The sequence below is a fragment of the Nostoc flagelliforme FACHB-838 genome, assembly GCF_014698065.1.
Taxonomy (GTDB): domain Bacteria; phylum Cyanobacteriota; class Cyanobacteriia; order Cyanobacteriales; family Nostocaceae; genus Nostoc; species Nostoc flagelliforme_B.
Map to the genome: position 1 here is coordinate 24,070 of NZ_JACJSI010000013.1, position 23,513 is coordinate 47,582.

The 23,513-nt window shown below is 40.5% G+C and carries 21 protein-coding genes and 1 pseudogene; 14 read left to right on the plus strand and 8 right to left on the minus strand.

Features of this window, described 5'->3' with window-relative positions; translation table 11 throughout:
- Nucleotides 1–64: 64 nt before the first annotated feature.
- Nucleotides 65–844 carry a class II glutamine amidotransferase gene (locus tag H6G97_RS09495; RefSeq protein WP_190940377.1) on the minus strand — a complete coding sequence of 260 codons (780 nt, stop codon included), beginning with the start codon at nt 842–844 and terminating at the stop codon, nt 65–67.
- A 263-nt stretch (nt 845–1,107) separates the two neighbouring features.
- On the opposite strand from H6G97_RS09495, the gene H6G97_RS09500 reads away from it, so the two are divergent.
- Entirely contained in the window at nt 1,108–1,314 is a 207-nt protein-coding gene (locus H6G97_RS09500; protein ID WP_190940378.1) for a hypothetical protein, read from the plus strand.
- Nucleotides 1,315–1,439: 125 nt separating this feature from the next.
- Here H6G97_RS09500 and purE read toward each other — a convergent pair whose 3' ends face one another.
- A complete protein-coding gene (purE, locus tag H6G97_RS09505) occupies nt 1,440–1,958 on the minus strand; it encodes a 5-(carboxyamino)imidazole ribonucleotide mutase (RefSeq protein WP_190940379.1) in 519 nt (172 codons plus the stop codon).
- A 145-nt stretch (nt 1,959–2,103) separates the two neighbouring features.
- On the opposite strand from purE, the gene nagA reads away from it, so the two are divergent.
- Nucleotides 2,104–3,267: an N-acetylglucosamine-6-phosphate deacetylase gene (gene nagA / locus H6G97_RS09510; RefSeq protein ID WP_190940380.1), complete on the plus strand. Its 1,164-nt coding sequence runs from the start codon at nt 2,104–2,106 to the stop codon at nt 3,265–3,267.
- Nucleotides 3,268–3,573: 306 nt separating this feature from the next.
- Nucleotides 3,574–4,236, plus strand: a complete 663-nt coding sequence (locus H6G97_RS09515; RefSeq protein WP_190940381.1) for a cadmium resistance transporter — start codon at nt 3,574–3,576, stop codon at nt 4,234–4,236.
- An 87-nt stretch (nt 4,237–4,323) separates the two neighbouring features.
- Here the strand turns inward: H6G97_RS09515 and H6G97_RS09520 are convergent, their stop codons facing one another.
- Nucleotides 4,324–5,121 carry a sulfite exporter TauE/SafE family protein gene (locus H6G97_RS09520; protein ID WP_190940382.1) on the minus strand — a complete coding sequence of 266 codons (798 nt, stop codon included), beginning with the start codon at nt 5,119–5,121 and terminating at the stop codon, nt 4,324–4,326.
- A gap of 601 nt (nt 5,122–5,722) precedes the next feature.
- Here H6G97_RS09520 and H6G97_RS09525 point away from each other — a divergent pair.
- The 3 genes from H6G97_RS09525 (at nt 5,723) to H6G97_RS09535 (ending at nt 7,264) form a co-directional block, all read left to right on the plus strand.
- A complete protein-coding gene (locus H6G97_RS09525; RefSeq protein ID WP_190940383.1) occupies nt 5,723–6,310 on the plus strand; it encodes a TetR/AcrR family transcriptional regulator in 588 nt (195 codons plus the stop codon).
- Nucleotides 6,311–6,314: 4 nt separating this feature from the next.
- Nucleotides 6,315–6,704 (plus strand): tautomerase family protein, encoded by a 390-nt coding sequence (locus H6G97_RS09530; RefSeq protein WP_190940384.1) that lies wholly within the window; start codon nt 6,315–6,317, stop codon nt 6,702–6,704.
- 116 nt (nt 6,705–6,820) lie between these two features.
- The gene (locus H6G97_RS09535; protein ID WP_190940385.1) at nt 6,821–7,264 is read left to right on the plus strand and encodes an acyl-CoA thioesterase; all 444 of its coding nucleotides are present in this window, start codon (nt 6,821–6,823) and stop codon (nt 7,262–7,264) included.
- Between the two features lie 88 nt (nt 7,265–7,352).
- Here the strand turns inward: H6G97_RS09535 and H6G97_RS09540 are convergent, their stop codons facing one another.
- Nucleotides 7,353–8,120 carry a DsbA family protein gene (locus tag H6G97_RS09540; protein ID WP_190940386.1) on the minus strand — a complete coding sequence of 256 codons (768 nt, stop codon included), beginning with the start codon at nt 8,118–8,120 and terminating at the stop codon, nt 7,353–7,355.
- 51 nt (nt 8,121–8,171) lie between these two features.
- Complete coding sequence (locus tag H6G97_RS09545; RefSeq protein ID WP_190940435.1) at nt 8,172–9,053, minus strand: 4-hydroxybenzoate solanesyltransferase; 882 nt, start codon at nt 9,051–9,053, stop codon at nt 8,172–8,174.
- A gap of 419 nt (nt 9,054–9,472) precedes the next feature.
- Here H6G97_RS09545 and H6G97_RS09550 point away from each other — a divergent pair, with 419 nt between their 5' ends.
- From H6G97_RS09550 to H6G97_RS09560, 3 genes are all read left to right on the plus strand, one after another.
- A complete protein-coding gene (locus tag H6G97_RS09550) occupies nt 9,473–11,128 on the plus strand; it encodes a Ppx/GppA phosphatase family protein (protein ID WP_190940387.1) in 1,656 nt (551 codons plus the stop codon).
- Nucleotides 11,129–12,163: 1,035 nt separating this feature from the next.
- Complete coding sequence (locus H6G97_RS09555; RefSeq protein WP_190940388.1) at nt 12,164–13,231, plus strand: DMT family transporter; 1,068 nt, start codon at nt 12,164–12,166, stop codon at nt 13,229–13,231.
- A 153-nt stretch (nt 13,232–13,384) separates the two neighbouring features.
- Nucleotides 13,385–14,527, plus strand: coding sequence for a peptidoglycan-binding protein (locus tag H6G97_RS09560; protein ID WP_190940389.1), 1,143 nt, complete (start codon nt 13,385–13,387; stop codon nt 14,525–14,527).
- Between the two features lie 131 nt (nt 14,528–14,658).
- Here the strand turns inward: H6G97_RS09560 and H6G97_RS09565 are convergent, their stop codons facing one another.
- From H6G97_RS09565 to H6G97_RS09575, 3 genes and pseudogenes are all read right to left on the minus strand, one after another.
- Entirely contained in the window at nt 14,659–15,114 is a 456-nt protein-coding gene (locus H6G97_RS09565; RefSeq protein ID WP_190940390.1) for a DUF2141 domain-containing protein, read from the minus strand.
- A gap of 383 nt (nt 15,115–15,497) precedes the next feature.
- Nucleotides 15,498–17,051, minus strand: a complete 1,554-nt coding sequence (locus H6G97_RS09570) for an ammonium transporter (protein ID WP_190940436.1) — start codon at nt 17,049–17,051, stop codon at nt 15,498–15,500.
- 383 nt (nt 17,052–17,434) lie between these two features.
- Nucleotides 17,435–18,175, minus strand: a pseudogene (locus H6G97_RS09575) (ammonium transporter); the annotation flags it as partial.
- 519 nt (nt 18,176–18,694) lie between these two features.
- Between H6G97_RS09575 and H6G97_RS09580 the strand changes: the two are divergent.
- The 5 genes from H6G97_RS09580 (at nt 18,695) to H6G97_RS09600 (ending at nt 23,499) form a co-directional block, all read left to right on the plus strand.
- Complete coding sequence (locus H6G97_RS09580; protein ID WP_190940391.1) at nt 18,695–19,180, plus strand: glutathione peroxidase; 486 nt, start codon at nt 18,695–18,697, stop codon at nt 19,178–19,180.
- A gap of 132 nt (nt 19,181–19,312) precedes the next feature.
- On the plus strand, nt 19,313–20,137 hold the full coding sequence (locus tag H6G97_RS09585; protein ID WP_190940392.1) for an SDR family oxidoreductase: 825 nt from the start codon (nt 19,313–19,315) through the stop codon (nt 20,135–20,137).
- Between the two features lie 22 nt (nt 20,138–20,159).
- Nucleotides 20,160–21,089, plus strand: coding sequence for an alpha/beta fold hydrolase (locus tag H6G97_RS09590; protein WP_190940393.1), 930 nt, complete (start codon nt 20,160–20,162; stop codon nt 21,087–21,089).
- Between the two features lie 77 nt (nt 21,090–21,166).
- Complete coding sequence (locus tag H6G97_RS09595; protein ID WP_190940394.1) at nt 21,167–21,901, plus strand: redoxin family protein; 735 nt, start codon at nt 21,167–21,169, stop codon at nt 21,899–21,901.
- Between the two features lie 356 nt (nt 21,902–22,257).
- The gene (locus H6G97_RS09600; protein WP_190940395.1) at nt 22,258–23,499 is read left to right on the plus strand and encodes a hypothetical protein; all 1,242 of its coding nucleotides are present in this window, start codon (nt 22,258–22,260) and stop codon (nt 23,497–23,499) included.
- Nucleotides 23,500–23,513: the final 14 nt, after the last annotated feature.

Genomic DNA, 23,513 nt, shown 5'->3' on the forward strand with positions numbered 1-23,513 from the left:
TTCTCAAAAAACAAAACCCATCTAGAAATTATCTAAATGGGAAAAATTTAGTAACTGCTTATTCTTAACTGAATGTATATTTCAGGGGCAGCCCATCCTGAAAAACTAGTAATTCTCCGGGTTGTATTTGTGTCCAAACTTCGTTGTCAGTTAGAGGTGTGGTAGCAATGACAGCAACGCGATCGCGTTCTGTAGTCACCTCCCGAAAATCTACGGTCATATCTTGGTCAATTAAATGGGCAGCTGCGAAGGGCGCTTGGCGGACGATGTAACTGAGATTAGTTGAGCAATAAGCAAAAAAGTGGACTCCATCTGATAATAAGTAATTAAATATACCCAGTTTTGCAATTACAGCAGTAATTTCTTGCAGCACAGAGTACAGTTCCTTGATGTCAGGCTTACCTTGGGGAAAATGCGATCGCAGTGTTTCTAGCATCATACAGAATGCCTTTTCACTATCGGTGTCACCTACGGCTTGATAAAAGCCCAAATTTTCTGGATCAAAATCTGGCAAATTACCATTGTGGGCAAACACCCAATACTGACCCCACAATTCTCTACGGAAAGGATGGCAGTTGTGTAGGGCAACTTCACCCTGAGTAGCTTTACGGATATGGGCTATGACATGGGTTGAGTGGATGGGATAACTCCGAACAAACTCCGCTACCGGAGAAGCAACAGAAGGTTGGGCATCTAAAAACATTCGACATCCCTTTCCTTCAAAGAAAGCAATGCCCCAACCATCGTTATGATCATCCGTTTTTCCTCCCCGTGCAGAAAACCCTTCAAAAGAAAAGCAAATATCCGTTGGAACATTGCAATTCATTCCGAGCAGTTGGCACATGGATATTGCAGCTCTAAATTTTTGACTAAGGCCTCAGCATCAAGATACTTCAGAATGCTGCATTGATTCTGGAGCGATCGCTTCAATCTTAGACTTTTTCAGTTAAGTCTGTCTAGCAAATGGAGTCGGCTAGGGACTTCCAACAAAACTTTGATGAGCAGGGGGAGCAGGGGAAGCAGGGGAAGCAGGGGAGGAAGAATCTAATGATCGTCTTCGCTCCCAAAATTGAATAATTTAATTTCTGGAAGTCGCCAAACAAGCAAATGGAGTCGCCTAACAAGCAAATGGAGTCGCCGAACAAGCAAATGCGATCGCCAAACAAGCAAATGGAGTCGCCTAACAAGCAAATGCGATCGCCGAACAAGCAAATGGAGTCGCCTAACAAGCAAATGGAGTCGCCTAACAAGCAAATGCGATCGCTAAACAAGCAAATGGAGTCGCCTAACAAGCAAATGCGCTTTCTTAACTAATTACGAATTACGTTATAGTACACTCCACTCGTAGGGGCACGGCATGCCGTGCCCCTACACTTTTCGATATAATGTTCCACCGCATTTAGCTGAGAACCGCTATAGCGTAGCCGATTACGAATTACTTAAGGCATTTGCTGTAAATATTGCTCATAGCCTAATTCTTCTAGTTTTGCTTGCTTTGCAATTACTGATTCACATAAAGTTTTGCGATATTGCTGCACTTTTTCTAGCAATTCTGGTTGATGAGTTGCGAGGATTTGTACTGCTAGAAGTCCGGCATTTTTGGCATTACCGATCGCCACTGTTGCTACAGGAATACCCGCAGGCATTTGTAAAATAGAATACAAAGAATCAACACCTTGTAAGTTGCGGGTGGGTACAGGAACACCAATGACAGGAAGTGGAGTTAAAGACGCTACCATTCCCGGCAGATGGGCAGCACCACCCGCGCCAGCAATAATTACTTTAATACCGCGTTGGTGTGCAAGTTGAGCATATTGCACCATGCGTTCTGGGGTACGATGAGCAGAAACGATCGCCACTTCGCTTTCAATGCCAAATTCTTCACAAACTGCGATCGCATTTTTCATGATGGGCAAATCAGAATCGCTGCCCATGATAATACCAACTAAAGGAGCCATAGAATTTCGGATTTTGGGCTTGTCGTGAGTGTTCGGACGTTCGGCTAGCGCTCAGTCAAGCCGTAGAACGATTTTGGATTTTGGATTAATTGCCGATTGTTCCATCTAAAATCGGGTCAGGTTTAATTATTCCCTAACCAGTGTGATGATCCAAGCAACACAAAATCCTGTAGATATTATCAATGCTAGAGTGCCTGGTTACAAAGATTTGCAGATGCTCTTGGTTAACCAAGAGGGCATAATTGAGCAAATATTGCCAATGGGTACGGTAAGGATACACGGATGTGTATCCTTACTAAATGTAGGAGGTGACTGGATTTCTCTAGGCGGCGTTGATTTGCAAATTAACGGTGCATTGGGTTTGGCATTTCCTGATTTGACGGCTGAAAATGCTTATATACTCCAGAAAATAAGGCGATTTTTGTGGGATGCCGGGGTAGATGGATTTTTACCGACACTTGTGACAACTTCAGTAGAAAAGATTCAGCGATCGCTTGCTGTTATTGCTGATATTATCTCCAGTCAACAAGCAGGTGCTAAGATTTTCGGAGTGCATTTAGAAGGGCCATTTTTAAATTACCAAAAGCGCGGCGCACACCCGGCAGAGTACTTGTTACCCTTAACAGTTGACGAGGTAAAGCGAGTTTTGGGTGATTATGCTGCGATCGTAAAAGTTATCACCTTAGCGCCGGAGTTAGATCCCACTGGCGAAGTAATTGCATATTTGCGTTCTTTGGGAATTACCGTTAGTTTAGGGCATTCTCAGGCCACTGTTGCCCAAGCAAAACTTGCTTTTGAACTCGGTGCAACGATGGTAACTCATGCTTTCAACGCCATGCCACCATTACATCACCGCGAACCAGGATTATTAGGGGCAGCAATTACCCATCCTGATGTGATGTGTGGTTTTATTGCTGATGGTGAACACGTTTCGCCCACGATGCTGCAAATTTTACTTCGCGCCAGTTATCAAGAAAAAGGTCTTTTTTTAGTCAGCGATGCCCTTTCACCACTGGGGCTACCCGATGGCGTGTATCCTTGGGACAGTCGGCAAATTGAAGTTAAAAACGGTACCGCACGACTCGCCGACGGTACTTTATCGGGGACGACTTTATCCCTATTAGTGGGAGTGCAAAATTTGGTGAAGTGGGGAGTTTGTGACGTAGAGACTGCCATTTTACTAGCTACCAATGCACCTAGACAAGCGATAGGTTTACCGGGAATTGCTAAAAATCAACCCGCTAATTTATTACGCTGGCATTGGGACGAAGCGACACAACAACTAACTTGGCAGCGATTATTGAGCTAAATTTAACCTCAAGTTAAAATCTACATTTTTGAGCTTGATTGCTGCATCAAAACCAGTGATAAATTTAAAATTTACTCAGTTTTTTGCTAGGATTTTTGCTAATTTCATCATAACTTGCATTATTTTTCACCAAAATCATCAAACAGAAACAACTAGCCGCTAGCTTGATGTTGGGTAACACTAAACTTCAACCCAACCCCAACCTACTCACATTTGTGAACTTAAAACCTTTGTGCTTAAATCTTTGTAATTGTGCCAGAAGGTTAATTTGGTATGGTGGTAAATCGTAGATTCTGAAAATCCAGCATGAGTAAGCTAGGGACAGCCTTTAGTGAAGGGATAATTGCCTTCATCGCCACTAACATAGATGACATCTTTATCTTGTTAATATTTTTTTCACAGGTAGATGTTAATTTTCGGCGGCGGCATATCTTACTCGGTCAATATCTGGGTTTTGCAGCCATTATCATCACTAGCTTACCAGGATTTTTTGGTGGCTTGGTTGTACAGCGAGAATGGATAGGATTGCTAGGACTACTACCAATAGCAATTGGAATTCAACAATTAGTATCTAGAAAAGAAGAAACTACAACAGTTCAGACAGTAAGTAGTGATTTTAGGCAGTATACACCGACTAACCCGGTATTGTCTTTTATTTTGAGTGTTTTGCACCCCCAAACTTATAAAGTGGCAGCAGTAACGATCGCTAATGGTGGTGACAATATTAGTATATATATTCCTTTATTCGCTGGTCAGGATCTTGCCAGCTTGGGAGTAATTCTAAGTATATTTTTTATCATGGTAGGGGTTTGGTGTGCGATCGCTTATTTTTTAAGTCGTCAACCTACCATTGCTGATATTTTGAGTCGCTACGGTCAAGCTGCCGTACCTTTTGTGTTAATTGGCTTGGGATTGTTCATTATGTATGAACGAGGTACATTCACTCTACTACCTTGGGTAAGAAGTTAATTAATGTTGATGTTGAATCTGGATTTGAGATTGAACGATGAAAATCCCAATCTGAAATCTAAAATTAAATTGTTAGTGTTCGTCCAGTCAAACCTGATGAACTAATTTCCAACTCACCATCATTAAGATGGCGTAAATAATAAACCTTAGTGGCCGTTGGGGAGCGACTTGGCAGATTTTAGCACCTAGTAAAACCCCAGGTACAGAACCTAACCATATAGGCAATACCAAACTCCAATCAACTGTTCCCAGGCTGAGATGACCAAGGGCTGTAAACAGCAGTAAAATTGCTGCGTGTGAAATGTCTGTACCCACTAACTTACGCGCATCAAGGCGGAAAAACCCAATCAGCACTAAGGCAAACATTGAACCTGAAGAGACGCTAGTTAAACCAACGAAGCAGCCTAAAATTGCTCCTAAAGTGATTGTTAGCAAACGACCAAAGTTAGTTTCTAAATCTAACTTTGGCAGTTCAGGTAAATTAAATTTTGGGAAAAAAGTTAATAACAACAATTGCACTAGTGCTAACACTGTCACTAGCAAAATCATCCCACCAAGCAAACGGAGCAAGATGTTATCTAGGTTATACTCACCTGTACGTTTAATGAAGTGCAAAATTCCCACGCCGAACAGTGAACCTGGAACACTCCCAAATGCCAACCATTTAACAACTTTTGTGTCAAGGGTTTTCTGTTCCCAATGTTTGACGCTACCAACAATTTTCATTAATGTGGCAGCCACAACATCAGAACTTACAGCGATGGAAGGCGGAACCTGAAAAACAAAAATCAACATTGGTGTAATCAGAGAAGCTCCGCCAATTCCGGTTAAACCAACGATGATGCCAACAAAAAAGCTTAAGAACGGTAGTAATAAATAGTGCATACTCCTCAGGGGTTTCAAGTACAATCAGATTGAACTGAAAGCCAGCTAAAGCTTCACTGCTAAACAGCAGCAACTCAGCCGAACTATAGCCCAGTAGTAGACAGAGTTAGTCATAGCAAGTTATTGTGTTTCTCAAGGAATGAGTTACACAAAAGCTATCTAGTTAAAATTAGGGCAGAGAATTGCTGGACAACTAAAAACCTATCTAGAAGTTTTTGGAAGCATCACAACTTGTATTTAGTTAAAACAGGCTTTCATGGCTGCTTATAGGTCAGTTGCTTTGCTCAACTCAACTTCTAACTGGTTTTTTGCGGTTTTATATATAAAAAACGGTAAGGCGATGCACTTACCGTATTTTAATAGTAAATATGATTAAACGTCCAGCGTATTAGTGCTGTATCTTGCTCGATTGTTTGGATGATACACTTGAGGGCTGGGGATTAGGGACTGGGGGGAGTTTTTCTGATGCCCGATACTCGATTCAAAACTCAGCGCTAAAAAATACTTGACTTTTACGCAGTTATCGTGATTAATTAAATCAGACTATTCGGTCGGTAATATTTTATTAAATACACCAATCTCTACTCTAAAAATCGCTGTAATGTCCAAAGGCGAAGAAACAAAAAGCAGAATTCTTTACCAAGCAGCCGAACTGTTTAACCAACAGGGTTATGCAGGCTCGTCTATGTCAGATATTATGCGTGTCACTGGATTGCAGAAAGGAGGAATTTACAATCACTTCCAAAGTAAAGATGATCTCGCACTACAGGCATTTGATTTTGCGATCGCTCGCATTAAGCAGCATACTAGATTAGCACTGCGAAGCAAACGCCACGCAGTACAACGCTTGCAAGCAATCATTGGGGTATTTAGTAGCTTTGCAGAAAATCCACCTTTCAAGGGGGGGTGTCCACTACTGAATACTGCTGTAGAGAGTGATGATGCTCATCCGGCGTTGCGAGAACGCGCTCAACAGGCAATGAACTCTTGGCTGCATCTGATTCGCCGAATTATTGAAACAGGAATTGAAAAGGGGGAAATTCGCCCTGAAGTGAGTGCTGATGAAATCGCTACCATCATAATTGCAACGCTGGAAGGAGCGATTATGATGAGCAAGCTTTATGGAGATTCAATTCATATGCACAGGGTAATTAATCATCTGAATCAATACTTAGAAACTCATCTTTAAGTGTATGGTACAAATCAAGGTATATGCTTTAGCAGACAAATTAAATCCTATTAAAATGGAGCTATCTAATATAATCCATACCTCACTCATAGAAGTTTTACAACTTACTCCTGAAAAAAGATTTCATCGTTTTTTCCCACTGGATAAATCAGATTTTTACTATCCATCTGATAGAACAGATAATTATCTGATTATCGAGATTAGTATGTTTGATGGACGCTCAGTCGAAACGAAAAAAGAGTTGATTCGCCTCTTAATTAAGAATATTAATAGAAAGTTTAATATTCCTGTGGATGATATTGAAATCACAATTTTTGAAACCCCTAAATCTAACTGGGGTATTAGAGGTTTACCTGGCGACGAGTTAATCTTAAACTACAAAGTAGAAGTTTGAAGTTTTTGTGGGTAATGGATTATTAGGCAATTAATAATTATCCATACTTGCTTGAGAAAAGTAAAATTTTTTATAATTTTACAGACCGATTGGTTTTAAAATTACAAAGAGGAATAATGCTAGTAAATAACAATTTGCACAGACCATTAGAAGTAGTATTAGAAATTCCTGTAAGAACATACGACATTGACTTTATGGGAATTGTGAGTAATATTGTGTATATCAGGTGGCTAGAAGATTTACGTTTAAAGTTTTTAGATGAACATTGGCAACTCAATCAGCAAATTGAGCAAGGATATGCACCTGTTCTAGCTGGAACTGAAATTGAATATAAACGCCCGATAAAAATTATTGACAAAGTAATTGGACGTTTATGGCTAGGTAATATAGGACGGTTGAAGTGGACTGTACAAGCGGAAATTTTATCTAACAATAAGTTGGCAGCAGTAGCTAATCAAAAGGGGGGTTTTGTCAGTTTGCAAAATAATCGCCTTATCCCCATTCCAGAGGAATTACAGAAGAAATATTTACAGCATCAACAAGGAATTCAAAAAAATTAGCAAGTTCGCGTAATCCTGTGGAAAATCAAGTTACGCGCAGCTTATCGCAAAGAACGTCTTATTCGGAATTCTGTCTTCTGACTCTTTCTCATTTAGCATCAGCTAATATGCTTTTGATGTCTGCTAGCTGCACCACTCCTGAAAAAGTTGGACTATTAATTATAAAAAAAGGTGTGCCAGCAACAGCCAATTTTTCAGCTAGTTGAATATCTTTTGTAATTGCGGGAGTAGCAAGAGTAAGGTCGCGTTTAAATTTACCCAAATCCAAATTCAGCTTTTTAGCAATATCTGAATATAACACTTCACCTAGTTGTTTTTGATTAGTAAATAGAGCATCATGATATTCCCAAAATTTTTCCTGTTGATGTGCAGCCCAAGCTGCTTTTGCAGATGGCAATGCTTCAACATGAATTGAACTCAGCGGGAAATTTTTGTAAACCAACCTTAGTTTATCAGGATAATTTGCTAACAGTTCTTTCAATGTTTTATGCGCCTCAGCACAATAGGGACATTGAAAGTCTGAAAATTCTATTAGGACAGTTTTCGATTGAGTTGAACCTGTAGTAGGAGACTCATCAATGACTATTTGAGGATTCGTTTTTAAATCTTGTAAAAATGCTTGCCGTGCTTGCTTTACTTGCTGTTGTTGTTGCTGCTGATAGGCTTGAACAGATTCAATAATTGCCTCTGGGTGTTCTCGGATAATTTGTAATACTTGCTGTTCTAACTGCGGATCAATAGTGCTGGTAGCTTGTGCAGGGAATGACCAGGTGATAACCAAAAATAGCAGACCTATTGCTACCCAAGTACGCAGATGCTGAAGTAATGGATTAAACCAATCAGAGAATCTACCCATACAAAAACTCACAAATATTTATTTTTTCAAGGGAATTTTATAGATTACTTGTTAAAAAGATCCAGCAATCATCCCAGCAAGTAAAATAAAACCAATCCACACGTTTTGCCGGAACATTTGACCATATACAGGGTTAGGTAAATCTTGCTTTCTTAATCGTAGAGACTGCCAAACCCAGCCGACAATAGCAACTGCAAGACTAATCCAGAAAGCTAAGTGCAGATTTATGATTACGCCTAACCAAGCCAATAACAAGATTGTGCCAGCAAAGAAAATTCCTATAGCTACAGGGGTATAATTGCCAAAAAATAGAGCGCTAGAATTAACACCAATGCGGCGATCGTCTTCCTTGTCGCTCATAGCGTAAACTGTATCAAATCCTAATGTCCACAATACAGTTGCGCCCCAAAGTAACCAAGTGGGTTGGGAGATGTTTTGTGTGACTGCACTCCAGCTAATCAATACCCCAAAACCCCAAGCGATGGAAAGCACCAGTTGTGGTACAGGGAATACGCGCTTTGCACCTGGATACAACAGAATTACAGGCACTGCTGCTACGCATAACCAGAAACTCAGAGGGTTAAGATAAAAAGCAAGAACAGCTGCACATACTAGCGAGATTATAGCGACTACAATCCCAACTGTCACAGATAAAGCACGAGAAGCGAGGGGGCGATCGCGTGTTCTCTCTACTTGTGGATCAATATCTCGATCCCACAAATCATTAACAACACACCCAACGGCACTCGTGGCTAGAGTTCCCAATATAATCACACCAACCAGAGGTAAAGGCGGTTTCCCAGAAGCTGCTAAAAACACAGCCCAAAGGGCAGGAATCATTAAAATTAACCGTCCTTCTGGTTTATGCCAGCGCAAAAGCCGGATAATTACAAACAAAACTGGTTCTTGGGGGTGTTTTGGCGTTGTTAACATAGGATTTGGCATGGGGCATTGGGCATGGGACATTGGGTATGGGGCATTGGGAATTAATTATTTTTCCGCTTTTTTGCTCCTATGCCCTATGCCCTATTCCCTAGTTCACACATCTTTACATCTATAGAATAACGTTATTTGTTATTTGTAAAAACATAACCCAAAGTGGCAACTTTAAAATACCTTTAAATAGTCACTAGGTTAGAAGCAGTAGAGTGAATATACTTAGCTCAGTTGCCCTCGGCCAAACTGAGTTTTAAATATTGAGTATTTTAATTAATTTGATACTCAATACGGGCTAAACGCCCCGCTACCGCTAACAGCGCTCAATCTGAGCAAGTGTGTTGCAATAAATATCAGTGCCAGCTACCCCGACATACCACCGTTTGCCATCATTTCTTATAAAGAGAGAAAACTAGATGCTGAATTCAGTAGCTTCGGCTAGCTGGGAGAGTGTTCCAACTCAACCACCTAAGCAACATCGGATTATTGCTGCCATTGATCTGGGAACAAATTCTCTACACATGGTAGTAGTGAAAATTGATCCCACACTACCAGCTTTCAGCATTATTGCTAAGGAAAAAGAAACTGTCAGACTTGGCGATCGCAATTTGACTACAGGGGAACTCAAACCAGAGATAATTAAAAAAGCGATCGCAGCTTTAGGACGCTTCCAAGAAGTTGCCAAAACTATCAATGCTGAAACAATCATTGCCGTGGCAACTAGTGCTGTGCGGGAAGCCCCTAACGGTAAAGATTTTTTGCACAAAATAGAGACGGAGTTGGGTTTAAGCGTTGACTTAATTTCTGGTCAAGAAGAAGCGCGACGAATCTATCTTGGCGTGCTGTCGGGCATGGAATTTAATAACCAACCCCATACCATTATTGATATTGGCGGTGGTTCCACAGAATTGGTTTTGGGTGATAGTCATCAAGCACGTATTCTCACCAGTACTAAAGTCGGTGCAGTGCGACTGACTAGTGAGTTAATCACTACTGATCCCATCAGCAATACCGAGTTTCAAAACTTGCAAGCTTATACACGCGGGATGTTAGAACGTTCTGTAGAAGAATTGTTAGCAAACCTAGAGGTTGGCGAGTCTCCGCGTTTGGTGGGTACGTCTGGCACAATTGAAACCCTGGCAATGATTCATGCACGAGAAAAATCGGGTATGATTCCTTCCACTCTCAATGGCTACCAGCTTAATCTTAAAGACTTACGAGACTTAGTAAATCGCTTGCGGAAATTGAGTAATTCAGAAAGGGCTGCCATACCTGGGATGCCAGAGAAGCGCCCTGAAGTTATACTTGCCGGGGCGGTAATATTACAGGAAGCGATGACGCTTTTGGGCAGTGAATCGGTAACAGTTTGTGAGCGTTCTCTGCGGGAAGGCGTAATCGTAGACTGGATGCTAACTCATGGTTTAATTGAAGATAAGCTGCGCTACCAAAGTTCAGTTCGGGAGCGGAATGTTCTCAAGCTCGCTAATAAATACCATGTCAACTTAGAATATAGCGATCGCGTCGCCAAATTTGCTGAGAGTTTGTTTGATCAAACTCAAGGTACATTACACCACTGGGGATCTGACGAGCGACAACTACTGTGGGCCGCTGCAATATTACACAATTGCGGTCATTATGTCAGCCATTCATCTCACCACAAACACTCATACTATTTAATTCGCAATGGAGAATTACTCGGTTATACAGAAACCGAGATTGAAATCATTGCCAATTTAGCGCGTTATCATCGCAAATCGCCGCCTAAGAAAAAACATGAAAATTCCCAGACGTTGCTGACTAAGCACCAGCGACAAATGATCAGTCAATTGAGTGCAATTTTAAGATTGGCAGTGGCATTAGATAGACGACAAATTGGTGCGATCGCTCTTGTGGAATGTGAGTATTATCACCAATTTAGGCAGGTAAATCTGCTGATTTTTCCATCTCAGATTAATGATGATTGTGCTTTAGAACTTTGGAGCTTAGATTATAAGAAAGGAGTGTTTGAGGAAGAATTTGGAGTGAAATTAGTAGCGACTTTAGAAAAGTCTAGCGCTGCTAAATTGTCTTAGAAAGTAGGGTGCGTTAACGTAGGCGACTTCCAGTGAGCGAAAAAAATTTTATATTAGGGGCACAAGGTCTTGACCTCTAAAAATGTACAAATAATTTGCGATAATTTTTTGGAAGTACCTATGATAACGCACGTATACATGATTTGTATTCCACCTTGTGAAAGAGAATTCATCAGCTTTACGAACTAGGCTCAATCTAAAAAATTTAGGTAAAAATCACATGATTTTATTTAGGAAGTATACTTAATAACAAAAAAAACCATTACAAAACAATAATTTTTATCTATATATATTTTTTTTAAAATTAAATAAACCTTTTATCTAATTTTGGCATCCTACTTAAGTACTAACTTATAAACTGCCTCAAGAAGCATTTAAAAAGAAAAACTAGTAATTAGAATAGATGTATAAATCTATTTAATATAGGTTATGTTGCTCTTGGATATCTAAGCCGGGAAAACTTAGATATCCTTATATAATATTTCAATAAAGTAGACTCAGTTAATCAGTTTTCTGCACGGAATAAAACTGATGCCGTGTTACTTTATTAATGATGCAAGTACGTTGGTATGGGCACAGCGTTGCTCATTGCACCACTTTTTCGGTCAGAATACCCCAGCACTCAAGTCAAGGCGAAGGCATTTTCGGTTAAGGGACTTCCTGTAAAAAAACATCCCATCCCTGCGCGACGCTCCGCGTTCGCGTATATTTGTAGGGGCGCAAGTCCTTGCTACAAATATACGAATAATTTTGGATAATTTGTTTTTTGGAAGTCCTTAATATCACCGCGTTAAAAATCGCTTGCTCTAAACCTCCCTCATACATCCAGTCGCGCAAAATCCATTCTGCATTCTGCCTCCTGAGTTCTGAATTCTTCTTCGGTAACTTTAGCTACATCTGAGTATTAATTCTTTGTCTCCAAGAGATTACGCGATGGTGCAAAGCACCCGCCAGAGGTGATCACAAAACTACATAATTCGGTAAAATTGGGTAAAGCAATTTTTGCGCTTGTTAAACAAAGGCATCAGCAAACCCATGCAACTGAAACTCAGTGCATCTCAACTTCCGTTCGCCCCTCTTTTGTTAATTGCCCCCTTTTTCTTATGGGGGACGGCAATGGTAGCCATGAAAGGAGTAATACCCCACACCACACCGCTATTCATGGCGGGGGTGCGTCTGATACCAGCAGGGATGTTAATTCTGATTGCAGCAGCATTCATGGATAAACCCCAGCCGAAGGGTTGGGCTGCGTGGCTGTGGATTGCTTTATTTGGCCTAGTAGATGGGACGCTGTTTCAAGGCTTTTTGGCAGAGGGATTAGTCAGAACCAGTGCGGGGTTAGGGTCTGTAATGATTGACTCGCAACCCTTGGCTGTTGCCTTGTTGTCGTTGTGGCTGTTTCAAGAACACATCGGCTTTTGGGGATGGCTGGGGCTAGGCTTGGGAGTCATAGGCATTAGTTTAATTGGCTTACCTGATGAGTGGATTTTACATTTTCTCGACTCAGGCGTAAATATGACAATTGGCAACTGGCAAGATTTGTTTGCTAGTGGCGAGTGGTTGATGCTCTTAGCAGCACTATCAATGGCAGTGGGAACGGTGTTAATACGATTTGTATGTCGGTATGCTGACCCCGTAACTGCTACGGGATGGCACATGATTTTAGGTGGATTGCCACTATGGGGAATTTCATCAGTTGTTGAATCCCAGCAGTGGGAGAATTTAGGAGGCTCTGATTTAGTGGCTTTGGGCTATGCTACCGTGTTTGGTAGTGCGATCGCTTATGGGTTATTCTTCTACTTTGCCTCTAGTGGCAGTCTCACAAGTCTTAGTTCCCTCACCTTCCTCACACCCGTATTTGCCCTAATATTCGGCAATCTTTTCCTCTCAGAAGTCCTCAGTCCGTTGCAGTGGGTAGGTGTCTTTCTAACTTTAATTAGCATCTATCTCATTAACCAACGTGATACTTTAGCAGGACAAAACGACACAATGACAGTCGGCGAAATAGCTAATATACAGCAACCAGTTTTAGAAGCTTCTGCTAAAAAATTAAACCCCATCACCTTAGCAGTTAGAGAATCTGAACCAAAAATTTTACCCTAACTAGAGGGAGATGAGGGAGACAAGGGGACAACGAGAATAACCCATGCTTAATGCCCAACCCTAATAAAAAAAATCACAGTTAACATTTGGTCATCTAAGAAGTTATTGTGGTATCGAATACTTTAAAACCACGTTCAGGCTGAAACTTTTAATATGAGGCTATGCCGCTCCTCAATTTTAATATTTACCTGTTTTTCTTGCCTGGGTTTTGTCCCAAATCGCGCAAGCACAGCTACACCTAACCTAGCACCGAAAATTTTAGAACTTGCACAAGCTAGTTCGACAGTTACTGCTAGTCCAGCTACTTTGAGATATGGTAGCCGAAACTCAGATGTGAAGAGGCTACAAATCCAATTAAAGCAGTTGGGATATTACAGTGGCGTGGTAAATGGAGAGTACAACGCTAGTACAGAAATCGCTGTATCTAAATTCCAGAAAGCAAAAGGTTTAAAAGTAGATGGTATTACCGGTCAGGAGACTAGGGGGAGATTGCAAGCAGATTTGGCTACTAAAAATCAGATAGTCACCGCTCCAAAAGTTCCATTTCCTGCCTTGACTTCCATACCAACTGCAAAACCCCAGCCAGCCGAGAGAAGTTTTGTTTGGTGGTTAATATTTGGCATTGGAGTTTTAGGAAGCATGGGCGCACTTTCTTACGCGCTGAGGTGGTTTCGTCAGGTCAAACAAGTTCAAAAGTCCGAAATATTAGAGAATAAAGTTTTGAATGAAGTTAGCACAGACTCAATTAGACTACCCTTATCAGAGATAACAACTAATCCACAAACAGATGTACCATCGCTGTCTACACAGTTATTGCTACCAGAAAAAACTTCCCGTCTTGTTAAACTCAATATTGTTGATGAATTAATTCAAGACTTACGTAGTTCTGACCCAACGAAGCGGCGCAAGGCTATTTGGGATTTGGGCCAGCAGGGAGATTCGCGGGCAATTCAACATCTGGTTGACCTGATAATTGATGCTGACTCTCAAGAAAGTAGTTTAATTTTGGCGGCTTTGGCAGAAATTGGCACACGCACACTCAAACCGATGAACCGTGCTCTAGCAATTTCAATCCAAGATGAAAATCCACAAGTGCGGCAAAATGCCATCCGTGACCTAACGCGTGTTTATGACATGATGGGTCAAATGAGCCAGATGTTGCGTCATGCGCTAGAAGACCCAGATGCCGAAGTGCAAGCAACGGCACGATATGCTTTAACTCAGATGAATCGAATGCGTGGCTTGCCCGAACAAGAGAATCTACCGGAGGATTCGCACAACGATTCAGAACAATAGATTATAAGTAGTTATTCGATTTTAGATTTTTCCTTCAATTCAAAATTGGCAGAGTCACAAGTAAAATAGGCTTTATATCTAACTTTGAAACCTAATTTGCGTACTGTAACAAGTTAAAATCTCCGGCCATCCTAAAAATATTTTAGCTGGATTTGGATATTGGTATCTGGGCCGGCGACCAAGAATGCTGCTTCGCTAAATTTGGGCGCTCTTGCGAGAATTTCTGGGTTGCTGGAAAATCCAAAGCCTTCGCTTGGTATACCAAAAATATTGCTATTGAGAGTGCTGTCATTATTTTGATCGTGGAAGACAGCAACGGCATAACTGCCTGCTTTCAAGTTTTCAAAGGTAATGGGTAAGGGAGTATCAGTAATCTTGGTACACTGCTTTTGTAAGCCGCGATTGCGATCGCTAGGAAATCCTTCACTGTTAGCAAATATACTGGCACAGACTTGTCCTTGTTTATTCTTCAAGCCATCAATTTCTACGGTGAGTTTCCCGTTAAAATTTGCTTTGGCACTCAATGACCAGGCCAGATTCCCCATAGCTACCAATAGCAGCATACTAAACCTCAATCCTTTAACCATACAATTTTCACAAGGTAAAATAAGTTTTGCTGAAATTTAAGTTTTCACTTTAAGATCACGCAGATACATAGTGGCATTATTCGGGCAATACTCGCAATATTACTGTTACATTTCGTCGTTATATTTGTCTAAGTAGGGTCGTACATCTGTAAGCCCCTACCCAATACTTTTTGGATAAACCCAATAATCTCTCTTTTGGTCTGGGGAAAGGTTAAAGGGGAAAGGGAAAGGGTTTAAATTTACCTTTCCCTTTCCCCTTTCTCCTTTAACCGAAAAGTATTGGATGGGTAAGTAAGTTCGTATGTAAGCACTTTGCGCTTACATACAAACCCGCAAAGCTAGGTTGACAAAATACTAGAGGAAAAACCAAAAGAATATTTACCCTAAAATCTTCCAATTGAGCCAGGTTCTCCAGAAAATCCAGTCGCATCACCTTCTTTAAGAAATCCACTGTAGGCTTCCATACCGTGTTCACCGATATCCAAACCTTCTAGTTCCTCTTCTTTGGATACTCTGATACCTAAAGTAGCTTTCAGTACCAGCCAAAAAATACTACTGAGTAAAACAGTGAAGCCACCTACTGTAGCAACGCCCAGTAACTGAACACCAAACTGCCCAAGACCACCACCTGCAAATAAACCTTTTTCTGGGCCAAGTGCATACCAGGAATAAACACCAGGGCCAACAGACCATAGACCCACTGCTAGAGTCCCCCAGATGCCACAAACTAGGTGAACTGAGGTAGCTCCCACTGGGTCATCAATGCCAAGTTTGTCAAAGAATGTTACAGAGAAAACCACCAGTACTCCAGCAATGAAGCCAATTACTAAAGAACTAGCGATACCTACGTAAGCACAAGACGCTGTAATACCAACCAAGCCAGCCAAAATACCATTGATAATCATTGATAGGTCTGGTTTACCTAAGTACAACCAAGCTGTAAAGGTGGCGGCAATTCCACCGGCAGCAGCAGCCATGTTAGTGGTTACAGCAATATGACTGATTGCACCAGGATCGGCAGCCATTACAGAACCGGGGTTGAAACCAAACCAGCCCAACCAAAGGATCAAACAGCCTAAAGTGGCAATACTCATGTTGTGACCTGGCATAGCAACGACTTGCTTGTCTTGATATTTACCAAGACGGGGCCCAAGAAATGCTGCTCCCATCAAAGCTGACCAGCCGCCTACAGAGTGAATTACCGTAGAACCGGCAAAATCCCAAAAGCCTCTGTCTGCTAGCCAACCACCACCCCAAATCCAGTGTCCGGTAATGGGATAAGCAATACCTACAAGTAAGAGGCTGAAAATTAGGAAGTCAACAAACTTAATTCGTTCGGCTACTGCACCAGAAACGATTGTTGCTGCTGTTCCAGCAAACACTAGCTGGAATAAAAACTTAGCTGCTAAAGGTACACCGGCCCAATTCATAGCACCGAAGATACCTTTATAAGCGTCTCCTGTGGCGGGGCTGTTATCTGCTCCCCCTAAGAAAAACCCATTCAATCCAATGAAGTCGTTGCCATCACCGAACATTAAGGCAAAACCGATGGCCCAAAAGGCAATGGTAGACAGAGCAAATACAATCAAGTTTTTGGAAAGAACATTGACAGCATTTTTTTGACGACAGAAGCCAGTTTCTAACATACAAAAACCAGCGTTCATGAAGAACACTAAAAACGCTGCGATCGCAACCCATAAGGTGTCAAGAGCAACTTTTAGTTCTGCTGTCGTTGGACCTGCGGCTGGAGTTTGGGCAACTGCGGCATAACCCCAACCCAACACAATCAGACAAGCTATAGGTAAACAAGCTTGCCAACTGGGAGAGAGTCGCTTAATCAGATTAAATAGCTTGACTTTGGAGTTGAATTGTGAGTTTATCGGAGAATTTTTTGCAGAAAGATGCCTCTTTTTTGTTTTCAATTTTTGTTTGTACATGAATTTGAGTGTCATCCTCCAAACTATCCTTAAACGAGGGAAAAGTAGCGTCAGAAGTTATAACCTGTGGTTTTTGATATTTTTCCTTTAGACCACTTGTTTAAAAACCATAAACTCAAATAACCTTAATAGGAGTTTAAGAAACTATTGCACATCTGTAAATGTTTTTTGTAGCTCTTCGTAAGAAATTTATGATCTAATTTATAAAATAGTCAAGTCTTCTTCACTCAATCTTTAATCTTTCAAAAATAATTTTCGGCGGGGAAATTTCCTAAAATGAAATGTCAATAAAAAATCCGGTAGTAAGAGGCAAAGAATCAGTGAAATATGTATTATGGTTAGCGTAAAATCGCTTTTTTCAGCTAAAAGCGTCATTGTTGGCTCTATTCGCTATCAAGGGTGTCAGTTCCAGAAGTGTTAGGGCGGTTTTTGTCTTCTTTTTGCATAAATTGATCAATCGGATAAACATCAGGCCATACTGACGCACCGTGTTCGTAAGCATCAATACCTATGCGATCGCCTTGAGGATCAACACGTAGATGTCCAAGTGCTTTTAGACCACCGAACATCAAAAAGCTAAAGGCGACGGTGAAAACTGCGATCGCTACTATGCCTAAAATTTGTATACCTAATAAATCAAAGCCGCCACCTAAAAATAATCCTGCTTTTTTGTTAAGGGTCAGCTCTGCTTGACCTAAAAAAACGGATAAAGTACCCATCATGCCATTGATACCGTGTACAGCAAATGCCCCCACCGGGTCATCAATGTGGAGTGACTCAATTAAATCCACTCCCAGAGTAAACAAAATACCACCCGTTAACCCAATCAAAACCGAAGCCCAAGGTAAAACGTAGGCGCAAGGAGCTGTAATTGCCACTAATCCTGCTAGCGAACCATTGAGAGAATAAACTAAATCCCACTTACCTCTACGAATATATTGAAAAATTAGCGCCGAGAGTGCCCCGGCTCCGGCGGACAGTGTGGTGTTAACTGTCACCAAACCAATCAATCCTGTATTACCAGTGCTGAGGGTTGAACCAGGGTTGAACCCATACCAACCAAACCACAAAATCATTGTTCCCAGAGTTGCTAGCCCTAAATTGTGTGCTGGCGGTAGTGTTCCCATACCTCAACAAATAAATTTGATTGATTTTCTATTTACTTAAACTAAAAAACTGTATCGCTGAATACACTTTTCAGCTTTTATTATGAAAGATAGCTCCTGAGCCAATAGTTCAAGCAACTACATCCTTTATAGCTAAGTATTTTCCGATGCCAGGATAGGATAATTCTGGATATTATTAATTTTTGATATAAAAAGTTAATTGTTTGTTACTTTAGAAATACGTTAATTCATCTCTGCACCAATATTTGTATCAAGAGCAACGCAGATTTGCAATCATTATCCTGAGATAGCGTATTTATCGGACTATTTATCCAAGATTAAGTGTAAACTCAGATGCTAATTGATCGGGTGCGCCAGTTGCAAAGGCAAAGAGGCTCCGCCTACTGGCTTGTGGTTACACATAGCCTAGCCGATTCAACACCAATCATTAACAAAGCTAATTTCCTGAAAGAAACTGGGTTTAGAGTACCTGTAATATGCGAGACTTGGCAATATTCCCTATAAACTAGATTTAAGATGAGTAACACAATTTCAGATATTGCAGTCAAGACAATCAACGGTGAAGATAAGCAATTAAATGACTACACCGGAAAGGTACTATTAATTGTAAATGTGGCTTCCTTCTGTGGGTATACTTCTCAATACGAGGGGCTAGAAAAATTGAACCAGAAGTATGGAGAAACAGGGTTACGTATTTTAGGGTTTCCTTGTAACGATTTTGGAGCGCAGGAACCAGGAAGCAATGAAGAAATTGTGCAATTCTGCACGAGCAAATATGGTGTTACCTTTGAATTATTTGATAAAATTCATGCTAAAGGCTCACAGCAGCATCCACTTTATGAGCGACTTACCAAAGCTGTTGAACCAACGGGAACTGTTGCTTGGAACTTGGAAAAATTTTTAGTTAATAAGCAAGGTGAAGTGGTAGCTCGATTTAATAGTAGTGTCCAGCCAAATTCACCAGAGATTATTGCCATAATTGACAAAGAATTAGCAAAATAGTCATTGGGTAAAATTCTTTGTCATATTAACTATTGACTGTTAGCTCTGGGCTGTTAAATTTGTTTACGTCCAGTCTCTTAACTGAGAATATTCTCTTAATAAGTAGTTTAATTTATTAGTGTCTAATTTGTCATGAACGTTGCAATCATTGGTTGTGGTTATGTTGGTTATAAGGTCGCTCAATATTGGCAGCAAAAGATGAATTTTGTTGTCAGTGTAACCACAACTTCCCCTGAGCGTGTTCTTGCACTACAATCAGTATCCCAAAAAGTTGTAGTTACTTGTGGTAATGACCTAGATAGTCTAAAATCAGTTTTGCAAAATCAAGATGTTGTACTTTTGAGTGTTGCTGCAAAAAATAGGGAAGTTTATGAAGAAACTTATCTACAAACTGCTCAAACTTTAGTTTCAACCTTGCAGCAGATTAAGAGCGTCAAGCAATTAATATACACAGGTAGTTATTCAGTGTATGGTGACAGAAATGGTGTATGGGTAGATGAAGAAACACCGCTTGCACCCGCTAATTTAAATGCACAAATTCTCCGAAAAACAGAGGATGTGTTGCTATCAGCATCTAGCGAAAATCTTCGGGTTTGTATCTTCCGCTTAGGAGGAATTTATGGAACTGGCAGGGAACTGCTGAAAATATTTAGTAGATATTCTGGTGCAACCAATCCAGGTAATGGCGAGGATATCACAAATTGGATTCATCTAGATGATATTGTTGGTGCGATAGAATTTGCCCGTGAACATCGTTTGCAAGGGATTTACAATCTAGTCGATGATGCACATCTCACTAGCCGAGACTTGTTAGATAGCTTATTTGAAAAACATAAGTTACCCAAAGTTAAATGGGATACTGCTGTCAAGAGTACCCGCCCATATAATGCTTGGGTATCGAATGAAAAACTTAAAGAAGCTGGATATCAGTTGATTCATCCACAGATAATTTTTTAGCAAGTACTAACAACTAGGAATTATGCAACCATCTGCTGTAGCTAACACAATCAATTTGACAGCATCTCCTAGCCAGTTTTATAGTTGGCAGAATTATCGTTGCGCCTACGAAGTTCATCAACCAATTGATACAACGCATGAAGGCGTTCCCTTACTGTTAATTCATCCGATTGGCGTAGGATTGTCGCGGCAATTTTGGCAACGATTTTGTCGCCAATGGTATGATGCAGGTCAGCGTAATCCAATTTACAACTCTGATTTATTAGGATGTGGCGAAAGTGATATGCCTCATGTCGCTTACACTCCTGATAATTGGGCAGAACAATTACAGTACTTTTTACAAACAGTAGTACGAAAGCCTGTCATTATAGTTGTACAAGGTGCTTTATTGCCAGTTGCTGTTCAATTAGTTCAAAAGGAATCAAATTTAATTGCCGGACTTGTACTTTCTGGGCCTCCAGCGTGGGCTTTGATGACAAATAAATCACCAGAATGGCGGCGAAAAGTCCTTTGGAATCTGTTTGATTCGCCTTTTGGCAGTGCTTTTTATCGCTATGCACGCACTCCAAAATTTTTACGTTCTTTCTCGACTCGTCAACTCTTTGCTTCTGACAATAGTGTGGATGCAGAGTGGTTGAATACACTGGTTGCAGGTGCAGAAAATCTTGCTAGCCGCCATGCAGTGTTTTCTTTTTTAGCAGGGTTTTGGCGACAGGATTATACTAGTTATATAGCCTCTATTGGGCAACCAACATTAGCCGTTGTGGGAGAAACTGCATCGAGTATTAGCCAAGACAATAGAAAAGAAACACCAGATGAACGCTTGGCTCACTACCTCGCTTGTTTGCCTCAAGGTCGAGGTATAAAAATAAATGGGCGTAATGTTTTACCCTATGAATCCACTGCTGAGTTTGTAGCAGCGATCGCAACCTTTATAAATGAACTTTCTTAGCCAATTGATAGTTACACTATACCAGTTCTCCCATGATAGGTTATGACTGGACTTGATTATTAAAGGCAAGCAAAATTATGTTCCCCAATCGCAGAGGACAAAGAGTTCCTAATGTCACTTTTCATACTCGCCTGAGCAATCAGTGGGTGGATGTGACAACCGATGAATTGTTTGCTGGTAAGACAGTAGTTGTCTTCTCTTTACCAGGTGCTTATACTCCGACTTGTTCATCAACTCATCTCCCTGGCTACAACGAATTAGCTGGGGTTTTCAAACAAAATGGTGTCGATGACATTATCTGTATTTCTGTGAATGATGCCTTTGTGATGAACGAATGGGCTAAGGATCAAGAGGCAGAAAATATCACGGTAATTCCCGATGGTAATGGTGAATTTACTGAAGGCATGGGTATGCTGGTAGATAAATCAGACTTGGGATTTGGGAAGCGATCGTGGCGTTATTCTATGCTGGTAAGAGATGGTGTAATTAACCAAATGTTTATTGAACCAGACGAGCCAGGAGATCCCTTTAAGGTGTCTGATGCTGAGACAATGCTCAGATATATCAACCCCCAAGCAGTGAAGCCCGAACTCGTTTCTCTGTTTGCAAAAGTTGGTTGTCCCTTTTGTGCCCGTGCTAAGGCGATGCTCAACGAACATGGCATTAACTACGAAGAAATTACCTTGGGTAAGGATATTACCACACGCTCTTTACGAGCAGTTACAGGTGCGACAACAGTCCCCCAAGTATTTATCGATGGTAAATTAATTGGTGGTTCTGAAGCATTAGAAGCTTACTTCGCTGCTAAATAGGGTTTAGATTGTAGGGGCACACAGCTAGCTAACTGTGCGCCCCTACAACGTATTTAAAGATCATTATTGAAGGGATCAAGGGTCAATCACCGCCACTTTTCTGTTTAAAGTTTTAGTAACGCGATCGCATTCCAAATTATAAATCACTTTCTCTAAATACCATTTATCCGATTGGCCTTGGCGCGTTTGGCGCTGCTGTGTCAATCTTCTAATTATTTGGCGCCCACTTACTTCTATCAAATTTAAAGTCAGCAGTTAACAAATCTTCAGATGGGTAGATGTATTTTTGCCCACTTATTTACTACTGATCAGATAAAATTGATTCGGATTGAATTCCCATTTATTTAAAAGACAATATGTTTGCCAGAATTCGCCGAGTTTTAAGTCAATTTTTTAGTAGATCAAGGACAATAAACAACGAACCACTCAACAAAGTGAGTTTGATTGTCATTATTTTAATTGATATTTTTATCTTAATTAATGTTTTTACAGGACTCGATGATATTAGCAGATGGCATCTCAGTCCGACTGAGGCTTATCCATGTTATTCAGAGTGGCAAAATTACCGGACAAAAAAAACTCAAGATAAAGACTATGAAATTCTTAGACTTTCATTGTCACCTTACACCAGTAATCAACTCAGCTTTGAGCGAAACTATCAACAAGCCGAAGCAGGACATCTGGGTAAGGTTTCTAAAACGTGCTTGCAATATGCAAATTACAAAGATAAGATTAACAATCCTGAAAAGCAGCAAATCATCCAAACTATTGAGCAGAAACAAGCAAAAATTAGTAGGCTTGAACAATCTAATAACACTATTAAATCACAGTATGACTCAACGCTTTTAGAAAAAATTGCAGGTCAGAGTCGTGAACAATCAATTAATCAAGTTAGTGCTGAAAAGGCTAAACAAGCATTAGAACAAAATAATCGCCAAATCTCTACTCTTAAACAAGAAAATTCTACTCTTAAGAATGAACTGCTTGCTAAAGCAGAAAGCATTAATTTTATAACCTTTATTAAAGATGAAAATCAATTCAAGGAAGTTGACAAAGGCTATCAACAGGCATCATTTTGGTATCTAAGTATCCAGCTTGCTTTTCAATCTCTCTTTCTTGTACCGCTAATTATCCTTGCCTTATTAGTTAATAAATTTGCCCAAGGAAGAGGATATGGACTCATCTCCCTAATTAGCTGGCATTTGCTAGTCATCTTTTTTATCCCACTAATCGTTAAAATATTTGAATTTCTGCAAATAGGCGCAATATTTCAATTTCTCTTTGAGATTATTAGTACCCTTTTTGGCAGTTTGCTTTTCCTGATAAATTATGTTTATATCTTGCTGATTCCCATTATCGGTTTTGGAATTATCCAGTTTTTTCAGAAAGTTGTCTTTAATGTTAAAGTCCAGGCAGCTAACAGAGTCCAAAAATCACGCTGTGTAAATTGCGCCAAGAAAATTAGACATCTTGATACTTACTGCCCCTACTGTGGTTATTATCAAGATATGGAATGTCAAAACTGTCATAATCTTACTTATAAACATTTGCCGTATTGTAAACATTGTGGAACTTCTCAAGATTCCAGTAATTTGTAATCAGTGAAGTCGTT

Coding starts and splice junctions, on each gene's coding strand:
- H6G97_RS09555 (WP_190940388.1), top strand. CDS start 12,164: ATGCAACTGAAACTCAGTGCATCTCAACTTCCGTTCGCCCCTCTTTTG.
- H6G97_RS09535 (WP_190940385.1), top strand. CDS start 6,821: ATGCTAGTAAATAACAATTTGCACAGACCATTAGAAGTAGTATTAGAA.
- H6G97_RS09590 (WP_190940393.1), top strand. CDS start 20,160: ATGCAACCATCTGCTGTAGCTAACACAATCAATTTGACAGCATCTCCT.
- H6G97_RS09540 (WP_190940386.1), bottom strand. CDS start 8,120: ATGGGTAGATTCTCTGATTGGTTTAATCCATTACTTCAGCATCTGCGT.
- H6G97_RS09520 (WP_190940382.1), bottom strand. CDS start 5,121: ATGCACTATTTATTACTACCGTTCTTAAGCTTTTTTGTTGGCATCATC.
- H6G97_RS09580 (WP_190940391.1), top strand. CDS start 18,695: ATGAGTAACACAATTTCAGATATTGCAGTCAAGACAATCAACGGTGAA.
- H6G97_RS09530 (WP_190940384.1), top strand. CDS start 6,315: ATGGTACAAATCAAGGTATATGCTTTAGCAGACAAATTAAATCCTATT.
- H6G97_RS09570 (WP_190940436.1), bottom strand. CDS start 17,051: ATGTACAAACAAAAATTGAAAACAAAAAAGAGGCATCTTTCTGCAAAA.
- H6G97_RS09565 (WP_190940390.1), bottom strand. CDS start 15,114: ATGGTTAAAGGATTGAGGTTTAGTATGCTGCTATTGGTAGCTATGGGG.
- H6G97_RS09595 (WP_190940394.1), top strand. CDS start 21,167: ATGTTCCCCAATCGCAGAGGACAAAGAGTTCCTAATGTCACTTTTCAT.
- nagA (WP_190940380.1), top strand. CDS start 2,104: ATGATCCAAGCAACACAAAATCCTGTAGATATTATCAATGCTAGAGTG.
- H6G97_RS09495 (WP_190940377.1), bottom strand. CDS start 844: ATGTGCCAACTGCTCGGAATGAATTGCAATGTTCCAACGGATATTTGC.
- H6G97_RS09545 (WP_190940435.1), bottom strand. CDS start 9,053: ATGTTAACAACGCCAAAACACCCCCAAGAACCAGTTTTGTTTGTAATT.
- H6G97_RS09500 (WP_190940378.1), top strand. CDS start 1,108: ATGGAGTCGCCTAACAAGCAAATGGAGTCGCCGAACAAGCAAATGCGA.
- H6G97_RS09525 (WP_190940383.1), top strand. CDS start 5,723: ATGTCCAAAGGCGAAGAAACAAAAAGCAGAATTCTTTACCAAGCAGCC.
- H6G97_RS09600 (WP_190940395.1), top strand. CDS start 22,258: ATGTTTGCCAGAATTCGCCGAGTTTTAAGTCAATTTTTTAGTAGATCA.
- H6G97_RS09560 (WP_190940389.1), top strand. CDS start 13,385: ATGAGGCTATGCCGCTCCTCAATTTTAATATTTACCTGTTTTTCTTGC.
- H6G97_RS09550 (WP_190940387.1), top strand. CDS start 9,473: ATGCTGAATTCAGTAGCTTCGGCTAGCTGGGAGAGTGTTCCAACTCAA.
- purE (WP_190940379.1), bottom strand. CDS start 1,958: ATGGCTCCTTTAGTTGGTATTATCATGGGCAGCGATTCTGATTTGCCC.
- H6G97_RS09515 (WP_190940381.1), top strand. CDS start 3,574: ATGAGTAAGCTAGGGACAGCCTTTAGTGAAGGGATAATTGCCTTCATC.
- H6G97_RS09585 (WP_190940392.1), top strand. CDS start 19,313: ATGAACGTTGCAATCATTGGTTGTGGTTATGTTGGTTATAAGGTCGCT.